At 37.1% G+C, this 22958-nt stretch carries 19 protein-coding genes and 1 riboswitch; of the genes, 18 read left to right on the plus strand and 1 reads right to left on the minus strand.

Annotation, left to right across the window (positions count from 1 at the left end):
• The first annotated feature begins 95 nt into the window (after positions 1-95).
• From IQ05_RS07490 to metF, 7 genes are all read left to right on the plus strand, one after another.
• Positions 96-2186, plus strand: coding sequence for a HEPN domain-containing protein (locus IQ05_RS07490; protein ID WP_144891588.1), 2091 nt, complete (start codon positions 96-98; stop codon positions 2184-2186).
• A complete protein-coding gene (cobA, locus tag IQ05_RS07495; RefSeq protein WP_144891590.1) occupies positions 2179-2952 on the plus strand; it encodes a uroporphyrinogen-III C-methyltransferase in 774 nt (257 codons plus the stop codon). Before IQ05_RS07490 ends, cobA begins: the two co-directional genes overlap by 8 nt.
• Positions 2953-2954: 2 nt before the next feature.
• A complete protein-coding gene (locus IQ05_RS07500) occupies positions 2955-3533 on the plus strand; it encodes a precorrin-2 dehydrogenase/sirohydrochlorin ferrochelatase family protein (protein ID WP_144891592.1) in 579 nt (192 codons plus the stop codon).
• Positions 3534-3763: 230 nt separating this feature from the next.
• Entirely contained in the window at positions 3764-4816 is a 1053-nt protein-coding gene (locus tag IQ05_RS07505) for an NAD(P)/FAD-dependent oxidoreductase (protein ID WP_144891594.1), read from the plus strand.
• A 173-nt stretch (positions 4817-4989) separates the two neighbouring features.
• Positions 4990-5102: riboswitch (SAM riboswitch) on the plus strand.
• A 249-nt stretch (positions 5103-5351) separates the two neighbouring features.
• Positions 5352-6401 carry a homocysteine S-methyltransferase family protein gene (locus IQ05_RS07510; RefSeq protein WP_144891596.1) on the plus strand — a complete coding sequence of 350 codons (1050 nt, stop codon included), beginning with the start codon at positions 5352-5354 and terminating at the stop codon, positions 6399-6401.
• Between the two features lie 428 nt (positions 6402-6829).
• Positions 6830-9931, plus strand: a complete 3102-nt coding sequence (locus IQ05_RS07515; protein ID WP_144891598.1) for a vitamin B12 dependent-methionine synthase activation domain-containing protein — start codon at positions 6830-6832, stop codon at positions 9929-9931.
• 80 nt (positions 9932-10011) lie between these two features.
• Positions 10012-10968 (plus strand): methylenetetrahydrofolate reductase [NAD(P)H], encoded by a 957-nt coding sequence (gene metF / locus IQ05_RS07520; RefSeq protein ID WP_144891600.1) that lies wholly within the window; start codon positions 10012-10014, stop codon positions 10966-10968.
• Between the two features lie 119 nt (positions 10969-11087).
• Here metF and gldA read toward each other — a convergent pair whose 3' ends face one another.
• Positions 11088-11984, minus strand: coding sequence for a gliding motility-associated ABC transporter ATP-binding subunit GldA (gene gldA / locus IQ05_RS07525; RefSeq protein WP_144891602.1), 897 nt, complete (start codon positions 11982-11984; stop codon positions 11088-11090).
• 187 nt (positions 11985-12171) lie between these two features.
• Here gldA and IQ05_RS07530 point away from each other — a divergent pair, with 187 nt between their 5' ends.
• From IQ05_RS07530 to IQ05_RS07580, 11 genes are all read left to right on the plus strand, one after another.
• Complete coding sequence (locus IQ05_RS07530) at positions 12172-12780, plus strand: outer membrane beta-barrel protein (RefSeq protein ID WP_144891604.1); 609 nt, start codon at positions 12172-12174, stop codon at positions 12778-12780.
• Between the two features lie 110 nt (positions 12781-12890).
• Positions 12891-14138: a dicarboxylate/amino acid:cation symporter gene (locus IQ05_RS07535; RefSeq protein WP_144891606.1), complete on the plus strand. Its 1248-nt coding sequence runs from the start codon at positions 12891-12893 to the stop codon at positions 14136-14138.
• Between the two features lie 394 nt (positions 14139-14532).
• Positions 14533-15360: a prephenate dehydratase gene (locus tag IQ05_RS07540; protein ID WP_144891608.1), complete on the plus strand. Its 828-nt coding sequence runs from the start codon at positions 14533-14535 to the stop codon at positions 15358-15360.
• Between the two features lie 43 nt (positions 15361-15403).
• The gene (locus IQ05_RS07545) at positions 15404-16549 is read left to right on the plus strand and encodes an aminotransferase class I/II-fold pyridoxal phosphate-dependent enzyme (RefSeq protein WP_144891610.1); all 1146 of its coding nucleotides are present in this window, start codon (positions 15404-15406) and stop codon (positions 16547-16549) included.
• Between the two features lie 211 nt (positions 16550-16760).
• Positions 16761-17618, plus strand: a complete 858-nt coding sequence (locus IQ05_RS07550) for a prephenate dehydrogenase (RefSeq protein ID WP_144891612.1) — start codon at positions 16761-16763, stop codon at positions 17616-17618.
• 71 nt (positions 17619-17689) lie between these two features.
• Positions 17690-18772, plus strand: a complete 1083-nt coding sequence (locus IQ05_RS07555) for a bifunctional 3-deoxy-7-phosphoheptulonate synthase/chorismate mutase type II (RefSeq protein ID WP_144891614.1) — start codon at positions 17690-17692, stop codon at positions 18770-18772.
• Between the two features lie 94 nt (positions 18773-18866).
• Positions 18867-19532, plus strand: coding sequence for a hypothetical protein (locus tag IQ05_RS07560; protein ID WP_144891616.1), 666 nt, complete (start codon positions 18867-18869; stop codon positions 19530-19532).
• Positions 19533-19669: 137 nt separating this feature from the next.
• On the plus strand, positions 19670-20647 hold the full coding sequence (rsgA, locus tag IQ05_RS07565; protein WP_144891618.1) for a ribosome small subunit-dependent GTPase A: 978 nt from the start codon (positions 19670-19672) through the stop codon (positions 20645-20647).
• Between the two features lie 81 nt (positions 20648-20728).
• Positions 20729-21181, plus strand: a complete 453-nt coding sequence (dtd, locus tag IQ05_RS07570) for a D-aminoacyl-tRNA deacylase (protein WP_144891620.1) — start codon at positions 20729-20731, stop codon at positions 21179-21181.
• 1 nt (position 21182) lies between these two features.
• The gene (locus IQ05_RS07575; RefSeq protein WP_144891622.1) at positions 21183-21509 is read left to right on the plus strand and encodes a nucleotide pyrophosphohydrolase; all 327 of its coding nucleotides are present in this window, start codon (positions 21183-21185) and stop codon (positions 21507-21509) included.
• A 100-nt stretch (positions 21510-21609) separates the two neighbouring features.
• Complete coding sequence (locus tag IQ05_RS07580) at positions 21610-22851, plus strand: 3-phosphoshikimate 1-carboxyvinyltransferase (protein ID WP_144891624.1); 1242 nt, start codon at positions 21610-21612, stop codon at positions 22849-22851.
• Positions 22852-22958 lie beyond the last annotated feature (107 nt).

Consider the following 22958-nt stretch of genomic DNA (forward strand, 5'->3'; position numbering starts at 1 on the left):
CCTTTAGCTATTGGCTTTAAGCCTTCAGCAAAAATGTAAAATGAATTTCATAAACAGCTAACAGCCCAAAGCTAATAGCTAATAGCTTATAACAAATGGAAAGTTTTAGAACCGAAATTGAAGATCCGATTGTTCAAAAAGACATAATCGATTTAGAAAGAAAAATTGCTTTATTCCGTGACGGAAAAATTGATGACGAGCGTTTTCGTAGTCTCCGTTTGGCACGAGGTGTTTACGGGCAGCGCCAGGAAGGCGTGCAAATGATTCGTATCAAATTGCCTTTTGGGAAAGTGACTAGCGAGCAACTCGTGCGCATCACAAAAGTTTCTGATGAGTATTCAACAGGACGTTTGCACATTACAACGCGTCAGGATATCCAAATTCATTACGTGAGTTTAGATCGAACTCCACAACTTTGGGCTGAGTTAGAAAAAGACGATGTTACCCTGAGAGAAGCTTGTGGAAATACGGTTCGAAATATTACCGCTAGTGAAACAGCAGGAATTGATCCAGAGGAACCTTTTGATGTGTCTCCGTATGCGCATGCGATGTTTCAATTTTTCTTGAGAAATCCGGTTTGTCAAGAAATGGGACGTAAATTCAAAATGTCATTCTCGTCATCAGATAAAGATACCGGTTTGAGTTATTTACACGATTTGGGTTTTATTCCAAAAATTGTAGACGGTGTAAAAGGTTTCAAAGTAATGTTAGGCGGAGGTTTAGGTTCGCAACCGAGTCATGCTGAATTGCTGACAGAGTTTATTCCGGCCAATCAAATCATTCCAACTACCGAAGGAATTTTAAGAATTTTTGACCGCTACGGCGAAAGAGCCAAACGTTTAAAAGCACGATTGAAATTTTTGTTGAAAGAAATAGGGAAAGACGAATTTTTACGATTGGTAGACGAAGAGAAAAAAGCCTTGTCACTGCATACAGTCGAAATTGACACCACTGCTTTTGAGGGAGCTATTGCAGCGCCATTATTAGAAGTTCCAAAAGTCGAAATTGAAGATACAGCAGCTTTTGAAGCGTGGAAAAAATCAAATGTAATTCCGCAAAAACAAGCGGGTTATGTGGCCATCGGAATCAAAGTACAATTAGGTGATTTTTATACCGATAAAGCGAGAGCATTAGCGTATTTGATCAAAAATTATGCAGCCAACGAATTGCGTTTTACGTTGCGTCAAGATATTTTAATTCGTCACGTAAAAGAGGAAAACCTTCCTTTCTTTTACCAAGAATTAGCCAAATTAGATTTTGTAACCACAGGCTACAACACGATTGCTGATATTACAGCTTGTCCAGGTACCGATACGTGTAACTTGGGAATTGCGAGCAGTACCGGAATCGCGGTAGAGTTAGAACGCGTTTTAACTGCTGAATATCCGCAGTACAGCAACAACCGTGAAATTACCATTAAAATTAGTGGTTGTATGAACGCTTGCGGGCAACACAATATGGCCGAAATTGGCTTTCAAGGAATGTCAATCAATGCGGGTAAATTAGTAGCCCCAGCCTTGCAAGTTTTATTAGGAGGAGGAAATTTAGGAAATGGATCTGGAAGATTCTCTGATAAAGTAATTAAAATCCCAAGCCGAAGAGGACCAGATGCTTTGCGATTGATTTTAAATGATTTTGAAGCCAATGCCAACGGACAATCGTTCTTGAATTATTATGACGCTCAAGGCGAAAAATATTTCTACGAATTTTTGAAACCATTAGCCGATGTAACCAATCTTACCGAAGCTGATTTTATTGACTGGGGAAATGCAGATAATTATGTAAAAGCAGTTGGTGTAGGAGAATGTGCAGGAGTTGTAATTGACTTGGTTGCAACCTTATTATTTGAAGCGAAAGAAAAATTGACTTTTGCTCAAGAAGCTTATGAAGATGCAAAATGGTCGGATGCTATTTATTTGGCGTACGCCGGATTTGTCAACGGAGCCAAAGCTTTATTACTGGCTGAAAACCAAAAAACAAATCACCAAGCGGGAATTATCGACTTGTTTGATACCGTTTTTCTGGCTACAAATACAATTCAATTGCAATCTTCTTTGCGTGAACTTGTGTATCAAATCAATCAAAATGAACCTTCTGCTGAATTTGCTAAAAAGTACATTCAAGATGCCATTGTGTTTTTTGATGCCATCGAAGCGTATAGAAATAAAGACTTAGCTGATGCTTAAAAAGAAACAACCCATCGTAACATTAGTTGGTGCGGGTCCTGGAGATCCGGATTTACTGACGATCAAAGGAGCCAAAGCATTAGCAGAAGCGGATGTGGTATTGTATGACGCCTTGGCCAACGAGGAGATTTTGACATATGCTCCCAAAAAATCCATTAAGATTTTTGTAGGCAAACGCAAAGGCTGTCATGAATATTCGCAAGATCAAATCAACCAATTGATTGTAGACAATGCCTTAACGTACGGGCATGTAGTTCGCTTAAAAGGAGGTGATCCATTTATTTTTGGACGTGGAAGTGAAGAAATTGACTTTATAGAAAGTTTTGGCATACCGACATCGGTGGTGCCTGGAATTTCATCCTCGATTGCTGTTCCGGCTTATCAAGGGATTTCATTGACCAAAAGAGGTGTTTCTGAGAGTTTTTGGGTAATTACGGGTACAACTTCTGACAGGAAATTGTCAAATGATGTGGCTTTGGCTGCACAATCATCAGCAACGGTGGTTATTTTGATGGGAATGAGCAAACTCTCTCAGATTATCGATTTGTTCCAAAAGGAATCTAAAGGTGAAACACCGGTTGCGATTATTCAAAACGGAACGACTGCTCAGGAGAAAATTGGGGTTGGAACCATCAACACCATTGAGCAAGTGGTGGCGCAACAACAATTAAGTTCACCTGCTATTATCGTCATTGGTGAGGTGGTTAAAGAGAGCAATAAATTAAAAGGCTTTTACGAAGAATTCATAGCCAAAGAATTGAAATAACTGTGGAAAGAAACGAATTATATCCTATTTTTTTAAAATTACACAACCTCAACGTGCTCATTGTGGGTGGCGGTAATGTGGGTTTAGAAAAACTATCGTTTCTGTTGAAATCCAGTCCCAATGCCAATGTTGAGGTAGTGGCACCTTGGTTTTTACCAGAGTTAGAAACCTTGGCGGCAAGCCATACAACAGTGAAGTTGACTTATAAAAAATTCAATCGCTGGATGCTCCGTAAACGCCACATGGTGATTGCCTGCACCGATGATTTGAAGGTGAACAAGAGGATTTATGATTTGTCTCGAAAAAGATATTTGATTTGCAACATTGCTGATACACCGCCTTTGTGTGATTATTATTTGGGCGGAATTGTAACCAAAGGGAATGTGAAAATTGCCATTTCAACCAACGGGAAATCACCCACTACAGCCAAACGATTGCGAGAGTTTTTTGAAGAAATAATTCCAGACGATATCAATAAAATGGTCGAAAACTTGAATGAATACCGAAAAACGCTGAAAGGAAATTTTGAGGAAAAAGTTCAAAAAATGAATGAAATCACAGAGACGCTCAAAGCAAAGTAAGCACAAGACAGAATCTTAAGTTCATAGAAAAAAGCTAAGATGTAATAGTTCTTAATAATCAGTTTCTGTTTTTTTAACTAAACAGAATGGTGATATTTGTACTCAATTTAAAATAAAAGTATTGAGCTCCTAGGTTCAATACGATAACATATATAAACACAATTAACAATTTCCATTACAGCCTACAATTACAATTGGAAGCAAAATAAAGGATACTAAATTAAATCAAAATGATTAAAACAGACATACTCATTATTGGCGCGGGGCCAACAGGTTTATTTGCAGTTTTTGAAGCAGGATTATTAAAATTAAAATGCCATATATTAGATGCCTTGCCACAAGCAGGTGGGCAGTTATCAGAGTTATATCCTAAAAAACCTATTTATGATATTCCTGGATTTCCAGAAGTATTAGCTGGTGATTTAGTAGATAACTTAATGGAGCAAATCAAGCAGTTCGAACCAGGGTTTACCTTGGGTGAACGTGCTGAAACCATCGAAAAACAAGAAGACGGAACATTTATTGTGACTTCAAACAAAGGCAAGAAATTCCATGCGCCAGTTATTGCTATTGCTGGTGGATTAGGCAGTTTTGAACCAAGAAAACCATTGATTGAGGACATCGAATTCTACGAAGACAAAGGAATTAAATACTTTATCAAAAATCCAGAAAAATTCCGTGACAAGCGTGTGGTTATTGCTGGAGGTGGTGATTCGGCTCTAGATTGGAGTATCTTTTTGTCAAATGTAGCTTCAGAAGTGACTTTGATTCACCGTCGCAACGAGTTTCGTGGTGCTTTAGACTCTGTAGAAAAAGTACAAGAGTTAAAGACTTCTGGTAAAATAAAAATGATTACTCCAGGTGAAGTAGTAGGTTTAAAAGGAGCTGAGCATCTTGAGGCAGTTGTAGTCGAGGAAAATGGCGCACAACGCACCATCGAAACCGATTATTTTATTCCGCTTTTTGGTCTTACGCCAAAGTTGGGGCCTATCGGCGACTGGGGATTAGAAATCGAAAAGAACGCCATCAAAGTAAATAACTCTTTAGATTACCAAACCAATATTCCGGGAATTTTCGCTATTGGTGACGTAAATACCTATCCAGGAAAATTAAAATTGATCTTGTGCGGATTCCACGAAGCTACTTTAATGTGTCAAGCGGCCTACCAAATCATTAATCCAGGTAAGCGCTATGTTTTAAAATATACTACCGTTTCAGGCGTAGATGGTTTTGACGGAACTCGTAAAGAAGCTCCAAAAGCGGTTGTAAAAGCAATCGTGTAAATAAAGTTGCTAAGTCAAAAAGGTTCTGAGTTGCTAAGGTTGGTTAAAATCTTAGTAATTCAGAACCTTTTTTATTTTAAAGTTTTGCAACAAACTAAGCTACAATCTTTAAAAAAAATACTTGCAATTGTTAGCGCTATGTCGTTCCTTTGCACTGTTCCTATATTTATTGAAAGTTATCACGAAAGGCGGAGGGAAAGACCCAATGAAACCTTAGCAACCCTTTATTTTTTAAAGAAGGTGCTACATTCTACTTTATACAATCAGTATCAAAGATAGATAACACAAGAATACTTCTACAGTATTTCTCAAACCTTTTCTTGACAACATATCGAATTTTTTAGAGCAGATAAATGGCACTTTTCAGTCATTATCGTTCCTGCTGTACGCTATATCTTTTTATTCGCCGAAAAAAGGCGAATAAAAAGGATGCCGCTGCCATCAGGGCTAAAAAGAAAAATAGTGAACTTTTGGAAATAGTAATCAAAAGTAAAAATCACCATTTCAAATTGTGATTTACAAGAAATAAAAAGTTATGTCAAGCATTTCAAAAGACAATTTAGGAGTTCCCCCTTCGGGGGCTAGGGGGCTTATTCACGAAGCCATTACAAAAAACATACTCATCCTTGATGGAGCTATGGGAACCATGTTGCAACGTTACAATTTCTCCGAAGAAGATTTTAGAGGAGAACGTTTCAAAGATTTTCCGCATTCGCTAAAAGGAAACAACGATTTGTTGTCGCTCACTCAGCCACAAGCTATAAAAGACGTTCACGCCGCATATTTTGAAGCTGGAGCTGATATTGTTGAAACCAATACATTCTCTGGAACCACCATCGGTATGGCAGATTACTATCTGGAAGAATATGTGTATGAATTGAACTATGAGTCGGCAAAAATAGCTCGCGAAGTAGCCGATGAATTTACCGCTAAAAATCCAGATAAACCTCGTTTTGTTGCGGGTTCCATTGGACCCACGAACAGAACAGCAAGCATGTCGCCAGATGTAAACGATCCCGGATACAGAGCTGTAACTTTTGATGATTTGCACATTGCGTACAAGCAACAAGTAGAAGCGCTTATGGATGGTGGTTGCGATTTACTTTTGGTAGAAACTATTTTTGATACCTTAAATGCCAAAGCAGCGCTTTTTGCCATTGAAGAAGTAAAAGACGAACGCAATCTTGATATTCCTATTATGGTTTCCGGAACCATTACCGATGCGTCTGGAAGAACACTTTCGGGACAAACCGTTGAGGCTTTCTTAGTTTCGGTGTCGCACATACCTTTGTTGAGTGTAGGATTCAATTGCGCACTTGGTGCCGATTTGCTCAAGCCATATTTGCAAACTTTGTCACAAAACACATCGTTCAACGTATCGGCGCATCCAAATGCAGGTTTACCTAATGCCTTTGGAGAATACGATGAAACACCAGAACAGATGCAAGCTTTTATCAAAGAATATCTCGATGATAATTTGGTCAACATCATAGGGGGTTGTTGCGGAACAACACCAGCCCACATCAAGTTAATTGCCGATATCGCAAAGGAATACAAACCGAGGGTTTCGACTGCTGTGATGTAGTTTTTGGTTGGGTATTGCTGTTTTTAATGGAAAGAAAAAAATGCAATTTAGTGGTTAGTTTGTCATTCTGAGGAACGAAGACCTAAGCGATAGCGAACTGTCGAAGCAATCTTTATTATGTGAGCAACTTGTTTAGGTCTTCGTTCCTCAGAATGACAAAATTGAAGAATAAAAAACGGAAGAATCAATAAAAAAAAAGAAGTGTGTTGTTAGCACAATGCCCGCGTGAGGGATAGTAGTGGCATCCTTTTGTGAAGCGATAGCGGAGCAAAAGATAGAACGAATAGCCCGACCCGACTTTTTTTGGAGGGACACGCCCAAAAAAGAATTGAAATAAAATGGTAAGGTTTTGAAAACTTTGCAGCAAATGATATCATAAAAACAACTCAGAACCTATGCTACTTAGGATCTTAGTAACTTAAATTAAAATGGCAGAAAAAAGAAGAAACCTAGTATTATCAGGATTAGAACCCTTAATCATAACACCCGAAAGTGTATTTGTGAATGTGGGGGAACGAACCAATGTAACGGGTTCGCGAAAATTTCTTCGATTGATTAAGGAAGAAAAATACGATGAGGCGCTTGATATTGCGCGCCAGCAAGTAGAAGGCGGTGCACAAATCATCGATATCAATATGGATGAGGGAATGCTCGATGGCGTTTATGCGATGACCAAATTCCTGAATTTGATAGCGGCTGAACCGGATATCTCGCGTGTGCCGATTATGATTGACAGCTCGAAATGGGAAATCATTGAGGCGGGTTTGAAAGTCGTACAAGGGAAATGTGTTGTAAATTCGATTTCGTTGAAAGAAGGCGAAGAAGCTTTTATTCACCATGCTAAACTGATAAAGCGTTACGGAGCGGCGGTAATTGTGATGGCTTTTGACGAAGTGGGTCAGGCTGATAATTACGAAAGGCGTGTTGAAATTTGTCAGCGTTCGTATGATATTTTGGTGGGAATTGGATTTCCGCCACAAGACATCATCTTCGATTTGAATATTTTCCCAGTAGCAACAGGTATGGAAGAGCACCGCTTGAATGCATTGGATTTCTTTAGAGGTACTAAGTGGGTTCGCGAAAATTTACCGCATGCACACATTAGCGGTGGGGTGAGTAACGTTTCGTTTTCGTTTAGAGGAAACGATACGGTTCGTGAGGCGATGCACTCGGTTTTCTTGTACCACGCCATTCAAAACGGAATGACAATGGGGATTGTAAACCCAGAAATGTTGTCGATATATGATGAGATTCCGAAAGATTTATTGGAACATGTTGAAGATGTAATCTTAGACAGACGCGATGATGCGACAGAACGTTTGCTTGATTTTGCCGAGAATGTAAAAGGCGACGGATCTAAAACAAATGAAAAGGCGGTATTAGAATGGCGTTCTGGAACGGTTCAAGAAAGAATCACGCACTCATTAGTAAAAGGAGTGGATGCGTTTATAGAAGAAGATGTTGAAGAAGCCCGACAAGCTGCTACAAAACCCATTGAGGTGATCGAAATCAACTTGATGACGGGAATGAATGTCGTGGGTGATTTGTTTGGTTCGGGTAAAATGTTTTTGCCACAAGTGGTAAAGTCGGCACGTGTAATGAAAAAAGCAGTAGCTTATCTTTTGCCGTTTATTGAAGCGGCAAAGCAAGTTGGCGACAAATCAGGGAACGGAAAAATCCTGATGGCTACCGTAAAAGGTGATGTTCATGATATTGGAAAAAATATTGTTTCGGTGGTATTGGCTTGTAATAATTATGAGATTGTCGATTTAGGTGTAATGGTGCCTCCAGAAAAAATCATTGCAGCAGCTATTGAACATGAAGTAGATATTATTGGATTGAGCGGATTGATCACGCCGTCTTTGGACGAAATGGTGTATCTCGCTAAGGAATTAGATAAAAGAGGACTGAAAATTCCAGTCATGATTGGTGGTGCTACAACTTCGCGTGCGCATACGGCCGTGAAAATTGCGCCTCAATACAGCCAAACGGTAATTCACGTGAACGATGCCTCGAGAGCGGTAACGGTTGCGGGTAATTTATTGGATCACAATCGAAAAATATATGCTAGTGATATTCGTGCAGAATACGATGCGTTTAGAGAAACGTTTTTGAATCGTTCCCGCGACAAGAATTTCTTGACCATTGAGCAAGCCCGTAAAAATAAATTACAATTGGATTGGGATAATTTCACGCCCGTGAAACCTAAAGTAATTGGCAAGCAAATCGTAGAAGTTGAGTTAGAAACTTTGGTGCCTTATATCGATTGGACGCCGTTTTTTAGAACATGGGAATTGTTTGGGAAATATCCAGCGATTTTAACTGATGAGGTAGTGGGTGAACAAGCGACTTCGGTTTTTGCAGATGCACAAGCGATGCTGAAAGTTATTTTGAAAGAGAAGAAATTAACTGCCAAAGGCATTTACGGCATTTTTCCGGCAAATCAAATCAATGATGATGATATTGAACTATACGAAGCCCCCCCCGCCCCCGAAGGGGGAGCTACTCTCGAAACAGCAAAACAAACTTGGGAAACAGCAAGTCCTATTATGTATGATGTTTTAAAAGAACGTGCTAAAGAGATGAGAAACAAACCAACAGAAGCTGAGAAAATGCTATGGAATGTTTTATCTAATAGAGGAGTAGAAGGATGTAAATTTAGAAGGCAACATGTAATAGGGGAATATATAGTTGATTTTGTGTGTTTGGAAAAAAAGCTAGTTATTGAAGTAGATGGATCTATTCATAATCATCCCGAACAAATTGAACTTGATAAAGAGAGAACTATTTGGCTAGAATCTAAGGGTTTTAAAGTGGTTAGATATACTAATAAAGAGGTGTTGAATAATTTACATGAAACAATTGAAAAAATCAGCAAGGAGTTGTCTACAAAGGAGATAGTTCCCCCTTTGGGGGTTAGGGGGCTCTTTTTGACTTTGCGTCAGCAATCACAAAAAACTAAAGGTGCTCCAAATATTGCATTGTCTGATTTTATTGCGCCAAAAGAAAGTGGGAAAGTCGATTATATGGGAGCTTTTTGTGTGACTACTGGTTTTGGTGTGGACGAATGGGCGGCTGAATTCGAAAAGGATTTAGATGATTATAATTCGATTATGGTGAAAGCATTGGCTGATCGTTTTGCAGAAGCTTTTGCTGAATATTTACACGAGAAAGTACGTAAAGAATTTTGGGGTTATGCCGCAGACGAAGATTTATCTACCGAAGATATGATTGATGAGGTTTATAAAGGAATTCGACCAGCGCCAGGATATCCAGCTTGTCCGGATCATTTAGAGAAACCAACAATTTGGAAATTATTAAATGTTGCGGAAGAAATTGGTGTAACCTTAACCGAAAGTATGGCTATGTGGCCGGCTTCATCAGTATCGGGTTATTACTTTGGGAATCCAGAAAGCAAGTATTTTGGACTCGGAAAAATCAAAGAAGATCAAGTAATTGACTACGCCAAAAGAAGAAATGTTTCCACTGATGTAGCCATGAAATGGTTGAACCCGAATATAGCAGACTAATTTAGTCATAAAGTCAAAAGTCATAAAGTCTAAAATAGACGTGGCTTTCGACTTTTGACTTTCAAACTTTAAGACTTAAAATGAAAGTAACACAACATATAGAAAAAGCAAAAGGAGAAACTTTGTTTTCATTTGAAATTATTCCGCCTCAAAAAGGGAAGAGTATTCAAGAATTGTATGACAACATTGATCCTTTGATGGAGTTCAAACCGCCATTTATTGATGTGACTACCTCACGCGAGGAGTTTATTTATGTTGATAAAGGCAATGGTTTATTGGATAAAAAGCTAACTAGAATGCGACCAGGAACTCTCGGAATATGCGCTTCGATAACCCATAAATACAACGTAGATACGGTGCCTCATGTATTGTGTGGCGGTTTTACCAAAGAAGAAACAGAGTATTTATTGGTAGATTGTCATTATCTGGGAATCAATAATGTGATGGCGTTGCGTGGTGATGCGATGAAGGACGAACAATCCTTTGTTCCGAAAGCGGGTGGAAATCGCTTTGCTATTGATCTAGTGCAGCAAATCAAATTATTGAACGAAGGCAAGTACTTGCATGAAGTTATGCATGTTGATAATAAGGCTGATTTTTGTATTGGTGTGGCTGGATATCCTGAAAAACATTTGGAATCTCCATCGTTACTTTCCGACTTGAAAAGGCTAAAAGAAAAAGTGGAAGCAGGTGCTGATTATGTGGTGACACAAATGTTTTTTGACAATGCTAAATATTTTGAATTTGTTGCTAAAGCCAGAGAAATGGGAATTACAGTACCTATTATTCCTGGCATCAAGCCATTGGCGGTGCAAAGACATTTGCAAATTTTACCGCAAATTTTCAGAATTGATTTGCCCGAAGATTTAATTGATGCAGTAGACAAATGCAAAACAAATGCAGATGTGAAACAAGTGGGTATCGAATGGGCTATTCAGCAATCCCGCGAACTAAAGGCTGCTGGAGTTCCTGTTTTGCATTATTATTCGATGGGTAAATCAGAAAATATCCGTCAAATTGCGAGTCAACTTTTTTAGCAATTTATTCTTTATATTTAAAAAGCTTCTAGTTCGCAAAGTCGAACTAGAAGCTTTTTTATTGTTTGAATTTTAAGAGAGTTTGTTTTTTAATCGAAAACATAACTGAACACTGCCAACTATTTAGTGATCTCCCTAAAGACCGCTTCTAAGTTTTTATTCTTTTGATTGAGTTGTAAGGTTTTCAAACCATTGTTTTGAGCAAAATCAAAGACTACAGAACGCATGTCTTTATCTGATTTAAAAGTCAGTTCCCACATCATATCGTGAACGTTTACATACGAAACAAGATTTTCAATTTTAGAAATTACTTGTTCCTCGACTTGAAAATCAAATTCCACTTCAATTACTTGTTCCTTATCTTCAGAAATTAAATTATCCAGCTTTTTATCGGTAACAATTTTTCCATTGTTGATGATGATAACACGATCACAAATAGCCTCAACCTCTTGCATAATGTGCGTAGAAAGAAAAACAGTCTTGTCTTTCCCTACGTTTTTAATCACATTGCGAATTTCCATCAGCTGGTTCGGATCTAAACCAGTTGTAGGTTCGTCAAGAATCAATACATCAGGATTGTGCAGTAGAGCATTGGCCAATCCGACACGCTGGCGGTACCCTTTAGAAAGTTGGCCTATTTTTTTGTGGCTTTCGGTACTTAAACCAGTCAATTGAATTACCTCTTCGATTCGAGATTTGGCAACTTTGTATACATCAGCGTTAAAGGCTAAATATTCACGAACATACAAATCCAAATACAACGGATTGTGCTCTGGCAAGTACCCAATAGAAAGTTGTACGGCTTTTGGATTGGTGTTTACATCCTGCCCGTTTACCGTGGCAGTTCCTTCATCAGCGGTAATGTAGGTAGTTAAAATTTTCATCAAAGTTGATTTTCCAGCTCCATTTGGGCCTAAAAAACCAACAATTTCTCCTTTGTTAATTGAAAATGAAATGTTATCTAATGCTTTTTGAGCACCGTAGCTTTTGGATATGTTTTTTACCTCTATTGACATAAAACTTTATTTGTTACAAAAGTAAATAGAAAATATATAGTTCTTCATTAATCGGCAAAATTTATATTTTAAGTACAAAGGATCCGAAGAATTAGTTTATAAAAAATAAATTTGAAATGTATGAAAAATATTAAGTAATGGTACAGTTCTTGTTAACAATTATTAATTTTTAACTATAAAATATACTATGAAAAAAACATTATTAATTCTTGCAATGGCTATGATAAGCTTTGCTAATGCACAAAAAGGAACGGTCTTGGTGTCTGGAAATTTGAGTTTTTGGTCTGATAAAAATTCTAATCAAGGGAGTGAATCTAAGGGTGAAAACTTTAATTTTTCTCCAAAATTAGGGTATCAGTTAAAGGATAATTGGACAGTAGGGGCGGAAGCTGGATTTTCATCTTCTAAAAATGAATACACTTACCTAGAAAATGCATTGAATAATCAAGAAAGAATAACTAAAAACTTCTCAGCCGGAGCTTTTGTTCGGTATTCAAAATCACTAAGCCAAACATTTTTGCTATATGCTGACCTAGGTGCGGGTTATAAGACTCTTAAAGAAACTGGTACTAATTCTTTTTCTGATCCAGAGTCTTATACAACCACGTTTGATGGTGTTTATGCAAGTTTTGCACCTGGTTTATTTCTAAATATTAAAAATAATTTTGGATTAAATTTTGGTATTGGTGGTTTGACATATTCAAATACAAAGAGTGATCAAAATAATGGAAAGAATAGTAATTTTTATTTCAATTTTGGGCAGTCATTTAATATTGGAATTTCAAAAAATTTTTAATCCCTATTCTCTATAAAATTAAAAAAAAAGCATTCATGACTTCATGGAAGCTTTTTATTTTTAGAATAATCTCATTTAGATTTATATATTTACAATTAAACTAAATCAATATGGGAAATAATCAATCGGGCAGTTTCTTAAAAAATTACAACAGTAATATTTTGCTGCTCGGTGGGATTTTTGTGGGGAGTATTTTAGGTTTGGTTTTTGGAAAAGGAGTGGAGGTCATTAAGCCGCTAGGTGATATTTTTCTAAATCTATTATTCACTGCAATAATTCCGTTAGTGTTTTTTACCATATCGGCATCAATTGCTAGTTTAGAAAAAACCGAAAAACTAGGAAAGTTATTCTTAATCGTAATTGGAGTCTTTTTGTTTACGGTCTTGGTATCTGCAATCCTTATGGTGGTAGGAGTTTTGATTTTTCCAATCCATCAAGATATTATTATTTCTAAAATTCCGCTAGAAATTGTAGCCGAAAATAGCACTGGCTCTCAGATTACGCAATTGCTCACCGCGGGTGATTTTTATGAATTGTTGTCGCGAAAAAACATGTTGGCGCTCATTCTTTTTTCCTTTTTAGTAGGTTTTGCCAGCTTGCAATCTGGCGAAAAAGGCAATGATTTCAATAGGTTTTTACGATCTGGTAACGAAGTAATGAAACAATTGCTACACATTATTATGCAAACAGCACCCGTAGGTTTAGGTGCCTATTTTGCTTACCAGGTGGGTATTTTTGGTCCGCAACTGTTTGGTGCTTATGCCAAGCCGCTAGGGCTTTACTATGCTGTTTGTGCTTTTTACTTCATTGTATTCTTTAGTTTATATGCCTACATGGCGGGCGGCAAATTAGGGTTTAAAGTGTTTTGGAAAAATAATATAACGCCTTCGTTAACAGCTATTGGTACGTGTAGCAGTATTGCAACCATTCCCGCAAATCTTGAGGGTGCCGAAAAAATGAATATTCCTGCTCACATTAGGAATGTCGTTATTCCCTTGGGTGCACCTCTGCATAAGGATGGTTCGAGTATGTCCTCCATTATTAAGATTGCCGTTATTTTTGCGATGTTTGGTAAGGATTTTACGGATCCAATTACGATTCTTACCGCTTTAGGAATTACAGTTGTGGTTTCTGTTGTTGAGGGCGGAATTCCTAATGGTGGCTACATAGGCGAAATCCTAGCGATAACCGTTTATGGTTTCCCCATGGAACAAGCCTTACCAGCAGCAATGATTATTGGAACTTTGGTTGATCCAATGGCAACTTTGTTAAATGCTAATGGAGATTTGATTTCGGCAATGCTGGTGGCAAGAATCGCCGAAGGAAAAAAATGGCTTTCTGAAAAAGCACTACTATAAATCACGTTCCATATTGTGTGTTGCAAGATAACTGAGGCTTGTTTGTACTTTACAACACAAGAATTGCAGTTGTATGAATGGTATTTTTAAAGGCTTTTTTTAAACATTACATAATTAATAACCAACTTTTTAGCGAATCCCTTTTTTGTGTCATAAAATTAACTTTTTTTTGGGTGCAGTAAAAAATTATGTATACATTCGCAGAGTAAAGTGATAAATACAAAAAATACAACAACATGTTGAGTAACCGATTTTATTTTAGCAACTCTTATTATTTCTTCTGGAAAGTAGAAAGGGATTGTTGCATGGTTATTTAATTCAAAAATTAAATTGATACTATAGATATACAATCCCGATGCAAATCGGGATTTTTTTTTGCTTAAAAGTGTGTAAAATGAATACAATTATAGGAATACAAGGCATTACGGGCTCGTTTCATCATCAAGTAGCTCAAGAATATTTCAATCATGAATATGTTCTTGACGAGTGTTTGTCTTTTGAGGAATTGGTAGACAGCTTGTTAGCGGGCAAGTCAGAGCAAGCAATTATGGCTATAGAAAATTCAATTGCAGGTCCAATTATTCCGAATTACGCGCTAATTGACAAGAATAATTTACATATAATTGGCGAGCATTATTTGAATATTCATCAAAATTTAATGGCGTTGAAAGGTCAAAAAATTGAAGATATTCTCGAAGTACATTCGCATCCGATGGCATTGTTGCAGTGTATGGATTTCTTGAAAAAATATCCCAATATCAAATTGGTTGAAGACAAAGACACTGCTGAAACAGCACGAAGAATTCAAGAAAAGCAACTGAAAGGAATAGCGGCAATTGCAAGTAAAACAGCTTCGGAAATGTATGATTTAGAAATCATTGCTCCAGAAATCCAAACGATTAAGAACAACATGACACGCTTTGTGATTATCAAAAAAGAAAATTCATTCGTTCCCGAAAGTGAAATCAACAGAGCATCGATAAAATTTGAACTGGATCACAAACGCGGGAGTTTAGCAGCTGTTTTAAACGTAATGAGCGATTGTAAATTGAATTTAACTAAGATTCAATCTTTGCCTAAAATTGAAACACCGTGGAAATATTCCTTTTTTGTGGATGTCACTTTTGAGAAATACGAAGATTATGCTAAAGCAAAATCATTATTGAATATAATGGCCGAATACTTTAAAGTCTTGGGTGAGTACAAGAATACTAAAATATAAATAACCTCAAGTTACCAAATTACACAGATATAAAAATTTACACATGATTACCACAGCAAAGCGTCTCCATATCATTGAAGAATACTATTTCTCCTCCAAATTGAGAGAAGTAAGGCAACTGGCAGCCGAAGGCAAACCCATCATTAATATGGGAATTGGGAGTCCAGATTTACAACCGGCGCCTGCAATTGTAGCTGCAATTGTAGCTGCGATGCAAGATGAAAACGCGCATCAATACCAAAGTTATCAGGGATTGCCGGAGTTGCGCGAAGGTATGGCTGATTTTTATTCCAAAAATTATGGTGTAACACTCAACCCGGTGACAGAAATTTTGCCTTTGATGGGTTCTAAGGAAGGAATTATGCACATTTCGTTGGCTTTTTTGAATGAAGGCGATCACGTTTTGATTCCGAATCCGGGCTATCCTACGTACACATCAGTGACCAATTTAGTAGGAGCGTTGCCAGTGTATTATGATTTAAAAGAAGGAAACCAGTGGGAGCCGGATTTCGAAGCTTTGGAGCAACTGGATTTATCCAAAGTGAAAATCATGTGGATTGGGTATCCACACATGCCAACAGGAGCTCGAGGGAGCTTAGAATTGTTTGAAAAATTAGTGGCTTTTGCTGCAAAACATGAAATTTTATTGGTGAACGACAATCCATATAGTTTTGTTTTGAATGACAGTCCGATGAGTTTATTGCAGGTAAAAGGAGCAAAGGAAGTGGCTTTAGAATTGAATTCTTTGAGTAAAACCTTTAACATGGCGGGTTGGAGAGTAGGAATGGTGTTAGGAAACGCCAGCGCTATTGATGCGGTTTTGAAAGTAAAAAGCAATATGGATAGCGGCATGTTTTACGGAATTCAAAAAGGAGCTGTTGAAGCTTTAAAAAGTGATAAAGCATGGTTTGATGCTATGAATGAAATCTATAAAAAAAGACGAATTGTAACAGAGGAGCTCGCTGAAAAACTAGGTTGTAAAGTGTATAAAGAAGGTGTTGGTTTGTTTGTTTGGGCAAAATTACCTGATGGAGTTACATCAGCAGAGGCGTTTATTGATAAAATCTTGCATGAGAAATCAATTTTTATTACACCAGGAACTATTTTTGGGAGTAATGGCGAAGGATACATTCGGTTTGCTTTGTGTGTTGCAGAAGAAAAAATTAGGGAAGCTATCAGCCGATTTTAAGCCCCCTGACCTCAAAAGGGGGAATGAAATAGCAGAGAGATGTATTGTGATAAGTTATTATTCATGATAAAATGAATTGGTTTAATGAAAAAATAAATTTCTGTATAACGAGGTTTCTTAGCCCTGATAGTAGTGGAAATCCTTTGCTGCCGGCGTTCGGCAGGAAAGATTGCAACGGATAGCAGGATTAGCTTCGGATAAAAATAAAAAAATGAAAGTATTTGTAGTAGGCATAGGCTTGATAGGTGGTTCGATGGTATTGGATATTAAAGATTTGTATCCGCACGCCACGATTTATGGGATTGACACCAATGAAAAGCATTTGGATCAGGCAATTGAATTGGGTGTTATTGATGAAATGGCAACATTTACAGACTTAATGCATGCTGATTTTGTTATTGTTTCGGTTCCTGTAGATGTAGCGCTCACTGTTGTTCCTCAAGTTTTGGAGGCGATAGGAGACCAAACGATTGTTTTTGAGGTGGGTTCGACAAAATTACCTATTTGTGAAGGTATTGCCAACCACGCCAAAAGGAGAAATTTTATAGCCACGCATCCTATTGCTGGAACGGAATTTTCGGGACCATCGGCAGCGATAAAAGGGTTGTTTCAAGGAAAAACAAACATTATTTGCGAGGTAGAGAAAACCACTTTCAAATTGCAAGAGCGCGCGCTGGCATTGTTTCAAGAAATGGGAATGCGGATTAGGTATATGGATCCAAAATCACATGATAAGCACATTGCGTATGTGTCGCATTTGTCCCACATCAGTGCTTTTATGTTAGGGAAAACAGTGATTGACAAGGAAAAACATGAGCAGGATATTTTTGATATGGCAGGTTCTGGTTTTGAAAGTACGGTGCGTCTTGCTAAAAGTTCGCCCGCGATGTGGACACCCATTTTTAAACAAAATAGAAAGCAAGTCGTGAAAACTTTGAATGAATATATCTTGAATTTATCTAAATTTAAGGAGCTTTTAGAGAATGAGGATTACGAGGCGATCTACAATGAAATGGAAAGTGTGAATAAGATTAAAGAAATATTGAACGGCATGAATGTTAAGAAGTGAGCAGTTAACAGTTTGCAGTATTCACGAAAAAAGATAAAAAAACGAAACTTAGAAAATAAAATTTAGAAAAGATGGAAAATAAGAAAGAAATGAGAAATTGGTTGGAGGCATTTAATTTGACCCACCCATTAGTGATAGCAGGGCCATGTAGCGCTGAAACCGAAGAGCAAGTGTTGAAAATTGCACATGAGTTAAAAGATTCAGATGTAAGTATTTTTAGAGCAGGAATCTGGAAACCAAGAACGCGTCCAGGAGGATTTGAAGGCGTGGGGGAAATAGGTTTGAAATGGTTGAAGAAAGCCAAAGAAGAAACAGGTTTGCTAATGGGAACTGAGGTAGCCAATGCTGCACACGTAAAATTAGCTTTAGAATATGACATTGATGTCTTGTGGATAGGTGCTAGAACAACGGTAAATCCTTTTGCGGTTCAGGAAATTGCTGATGCATTAGCAGGAACAAAGAAAATTGTTTTAGTAAAAAATCCTGTAAACCCAGATTTATCATTGTGGTTAGGTGGTGTAGAGCGTTTGTACAATGCAGGAATTGAGAAATTAGGAGTAATTCACAGAGGATTTTCGACTTACGAGAAAACCAAATACCGTAATATTCCAGAATGGCAAATAGCTATTGAACTGCAAAATAAATTCCCTGACTTGCCATTGATTATTGATCCTTCACACATTACTGGTGATCGCAAAATGATCTTAGAGGTTACGCAAGAAGCATTAGATTTGAATTACGATGGGATGATTATTGAAACGCATATTGATCCAGATAATGCCTGGAGTGATGCGGCACAGCAAGTAACACCAGATGCATTGAAACAAATTTTTATTGATTTGAAAGTGAGAAAAACGGATGATGTATCAGATGATTTTACACAGAAAATGAAAAAATTAAGAGCTAATATTGACGTTTTAGATGCTACTTTGCTAGAGCTTTTAGGCAAACGTATGAAAGTAGCTGATGAAATTGGTTTGGTTAAAAAAGCAGCCAACGTAGCAGTCCTACAAAATAACCGTTGGAACGAAATTTTAGGTAAAATGATTTTAGATGGAGAAACAAAAGGACTTTCAGAAGAGTTTGTTTTAAAATTATTCAAAGCCATTCACCAAGAAAGTATCAGCCATCAAGATAAGGTGTTGAATGCATAATTTTTTTTCTAAATAAATAATAAAAACCTACAATTTACTTGTAGGTTTTTTTGTAATATTGGCGCACCAATTTTAAAATAAAAAAATATAATTTATGAAGCTTTCATTAATGCCTTTGAATCTTAGTTTTAAAACTCTTTTTGTTTTTATTTGCTTACTATTAGCTGCACAGAGTTTCTCACAAGAGAAGCAAATTTATGAATCCCCTAATATGGCAACGCTAATTGCAGACCACAAAACGGTTGCTATTTTACCTGTAAATGCAACAATTGCTTACAAAAAATTGCCAAAAGGATATTCTGATCAATCAAGAAAAGATGAAGAAAAAAGTATGAGTTTGCAAATGCAGAGCGGACTTTACACTTATTTGTTAAGAAAATCTTCGGATTTTACAGTTGAAGTTCAAGATGTTGAAAGAACAAATATGTTATTAAAAAAAGCAAATCAGTATGAAAATTTTTCAGAAATTGCTCCTGAGGATTTAGCAAAAACATTAGGTGTTGATGCTGTTATTAAATGTTCTTACGCATATGAAAAAACTGGAAGTGAAGGCGTAGCAATTGTAAAAACATTATTAATAGGTTTTGGAACTGGCAAAGTTGCAACAGGTGGATTAACAATGCAAATTAATAATGGAACTGATGGAGGATTAGTGTGGAGATTTTATAAACAAATGGCTGAAGATGTTATGAGTTCACCAGCAGCTATGATGGAAAGAATGATGCGAAAAGTGGGGAGGAATTTTCCTTATCAAAAGTAAAATCAGTTTTTTTAAAATTTATATCCCTTTGACATAATGAAGTTAAAGGGATTTTTGTTTTTGGATGCCATAAAAAAACTCCAAATTTTATCTCGAAGTGTCGGGATAAACTTGAAACAATATTTTACCTTTGTCCTATGACAGGAATCGTTTATAAATCTACAGGAAGTTGGTACACCGTAAAATCCGAGCAAGGAGATTTTATAGAATGCCGTATGAAAGGGAAATTTCGGATTAAGGGAATAAAAAGTACCAATCCCATTGCAGTAGGCGATGTGGTAGATTATGAACTCGAGGAAACTTCAGATGCGGTTACGGGTACCATTTTTAATATTCATGACAGAAAAAATTACATCGTACGCAAGTCGGTTAATTTATCGCATCAAATGCATATTATAGCCTCAAATATTGATCGTGTTTTTTTATTGATCACTGTGAACAATCCGCCAACAACTTTTAATTTTATTGATCGATTTCTTATAACTGCGGAGGCGTACGGAATTGAAACGGTTTTGGTGTTTAATAAAATTGACACTTTTGACGAGGCTACCTTAGACGAGCAATTGTACATGCAGCATGTGTACCAGCAAATAGGATATGCTTGTTTGCGCGTGTCCTCAACTGAAATGAAAGGAATTGAGGAATTAAAAGCCTTGATGATAGGAAAAGTAAGCATGTTCTCTGGGCATTCAGGTGTGGGAAAATCTACATTGGTAAACGCTATGGAGCCTGCGTTGCATTTGAAAACAAAAACCATTTCAGACGCCAGTAAACAAGGACAACATACCACAACTTTTGCTGAAATGTATGATTTATCTTTTGGCGCCAGCATTATAGATACGCCCGGAATCAAAGGGTTTGGGATGGTAGATATGGAGCCGGCTGAAATTAGTGGTTATTTCCCCGAGTTTTTTAAATTGAAAGAGCAATGCAAGTTCAATAATTGTTTGCATAAAGAAGAGCCTAAGTGCGCCATAAAAGAAGCATTAGATCGAGATGAAATTGCTTGGTCACGCTACAACAGTTACCTTAAAATTTTAGAAGGTGACGATGAACATTACCGAACTGACATTCATAACGAAGATCGAATTATAAGCGATAAAACTAGAGAGTAATATTTTTAAAAGTCATAATTAACGAAAGATATAGATTTTTTTACTTTCGACTTTAAGACTTTGTAACTTTATGACTGATTAATGAAAGTAGTAATCCAAAGAGTTTCTCAAGCTTCAGTCACAATTGACAATCAAATTGTAGCTAATATTCAAAAAGGATTGTTAGTGTTGGTTGGTATAGAAGATGCGGATACGCATGAAGATAGCAGCTGGCTGAGTTCTAAAATTGTCAATCTCCGGATCTTTGGAGATGAAAACGATGTTATGAATCGTTCTATAAAAGATATCAGTGGCGATATTATTGTGGTGTCGCAATTTACCCTTCATGCCTTAACTAAAAAAGGCAATCGCCCATCTTATATTAAAGCATCAAAGCCAGAAATAGCAGTTCCTCTGTATGAACAATTTGTTGCCCAAATAGAACAAGATCTTAGCAAAAAAGTACAAACCGGAGTTTTTGGTGCCGATATGAAAGTACAATTATTAAACGATGGACCTGTAACCATTATCATAGACAGTAAAAATAAAGAGTAATATGAACATAAAAAACGCACAACTAGACGTAGATACCTGGATCAAAGAACATGGTGTTCGTTACTTTAACGAATTAACTAATATGGCACAACTTACCGAAGAGGTAGGCGAAGTAGCCCGTATTATTGCCCGCCGGTACGGTGAACAGTCTGAAAAAGAAAGTGATAAAAATAAAGATCTTGGCGAAGAATTAGCAGATGTGGTTTTTGTAGTCTTGTGTTTAGCCAATCAAACGGGGATTGACTTACAAACTGCTTTTGATAAAAAGATGGATTTAAAATCCATAAGAGATAAAGACCGTCACAAAAACAACGAGAAACTAAAATAATTTGTGTTGCTTTAATTATGAATTATAAATGTGGAGTGGTAAATTGCGAACTTGAATTATACCACTTATAATTCCTAATTCACAACTCATAATTACAAAAATGAATTTAAAAGTAACTACGAATTCACCTTTTACGATTGACGATGTACAATTAAACATAACAGGTTCCAAAAGCGAAACCAACCGTCTACTATTGTTGAAGGCTTTGTTTCCTACTATTACGCTCAATAACACCTCTAATTCTGATGATAGCGAGGTCATGCAAAAAGCCTTGAAAGGCCATGCAGAAATAGTTGATATTCATCATGCAGGAACGGCCATGCGATTCTTGACGGCGTATTATGCAGTGCATGAAGGTCTCGAGGTAATACTGACCGGTTCTCAACGCATGACGGAACGTCCGATACAAGTTTTGGTCGAAGCGCTACAACAATTAGGAGCCGTAATATCATACGAGAAAGAAGTAGGTTATCCGCCCATCAAAATTAGTGGGCAAAAAATAACGGCCTCAAAAGTGTCCATCCCAGCTAATGTAAGTAGTCAGTATATTTCTGCTTTGTTATTGGTGGCACCAAAATTAGAGAACGGAATCGAAATTACGTTGGTAGGTGAAATCACCTCCGTTCCCTACATCAAAATGACATTAGCATTATTGAATGATTTAGAGGTAAAAACTAGGTTTGAAGGCAATGTAATTACGGTTTATCCTAAGAAAGAAGTAGCTGCAAAATCCATGATAGTGGAATCTGACTGGAGTTCGGCATCGTATTTTTTCAGTCTAGTAGCACTTTCCAGTAAGGCTTCAATAACCTTAAAAAGTTACAAACAAGATAGTCTTCAAGGCGATTCCGCTTTGGTCGAAATTTACAAAGAACTTGGAGTTGTTACCCATTTTAACGGGGATCAGATGACATTAAGCAAGCAATCTGATTTTAAGCTGCCAGAACAAATCAGTTTTGAATTAAACAACACACCTGACATAGCTCAAACCATTGTGGTTACTTGCCTTGGTTTAGGAATTGGCTGTCACCTTACAGGACTTCATACTTTAAAAATTAAAGAAACAGATAGGCTAGAAGCACTGCGAATTGAATTAACAAAATTAGGAGCAACTATTTCAGTGACACACGATAGTTTAACGCTTATAGCAACAAAGCAATGTATCCCAAATGTATCTATAGCCACTTATAATGATCACCGCATGGCAATGGCATTTGCACCGCTTGCCATAAAAGTTCCTATAATTATTGAAAATGCCGAAGTAGTTTCAAAATCATATCCTGATTTTTGGGATGATTTAAGAACAATTGGGTTGCATTGTCAAGATGAAATGGCCCTCTAAGTGCCCGCTAAACAACGACTTTTAAAAATAAACCCTAAAACACTTGACAACGCCTGTCTCACAATCGTATATTTGCATACGATTTATATCTGGTATCATTTAAATAG

Source organism: Flavobacterium tiangeerense (assembly GCF_007830355.1).
In the GTDB taxonomy this organism is placed as follows: Bacteria; Bacteroidota; Bacteroidia; order Flavobacteriales; family Flavobacteriaceae; genus Flavobacterium; species Flavobacterium tiangeerense.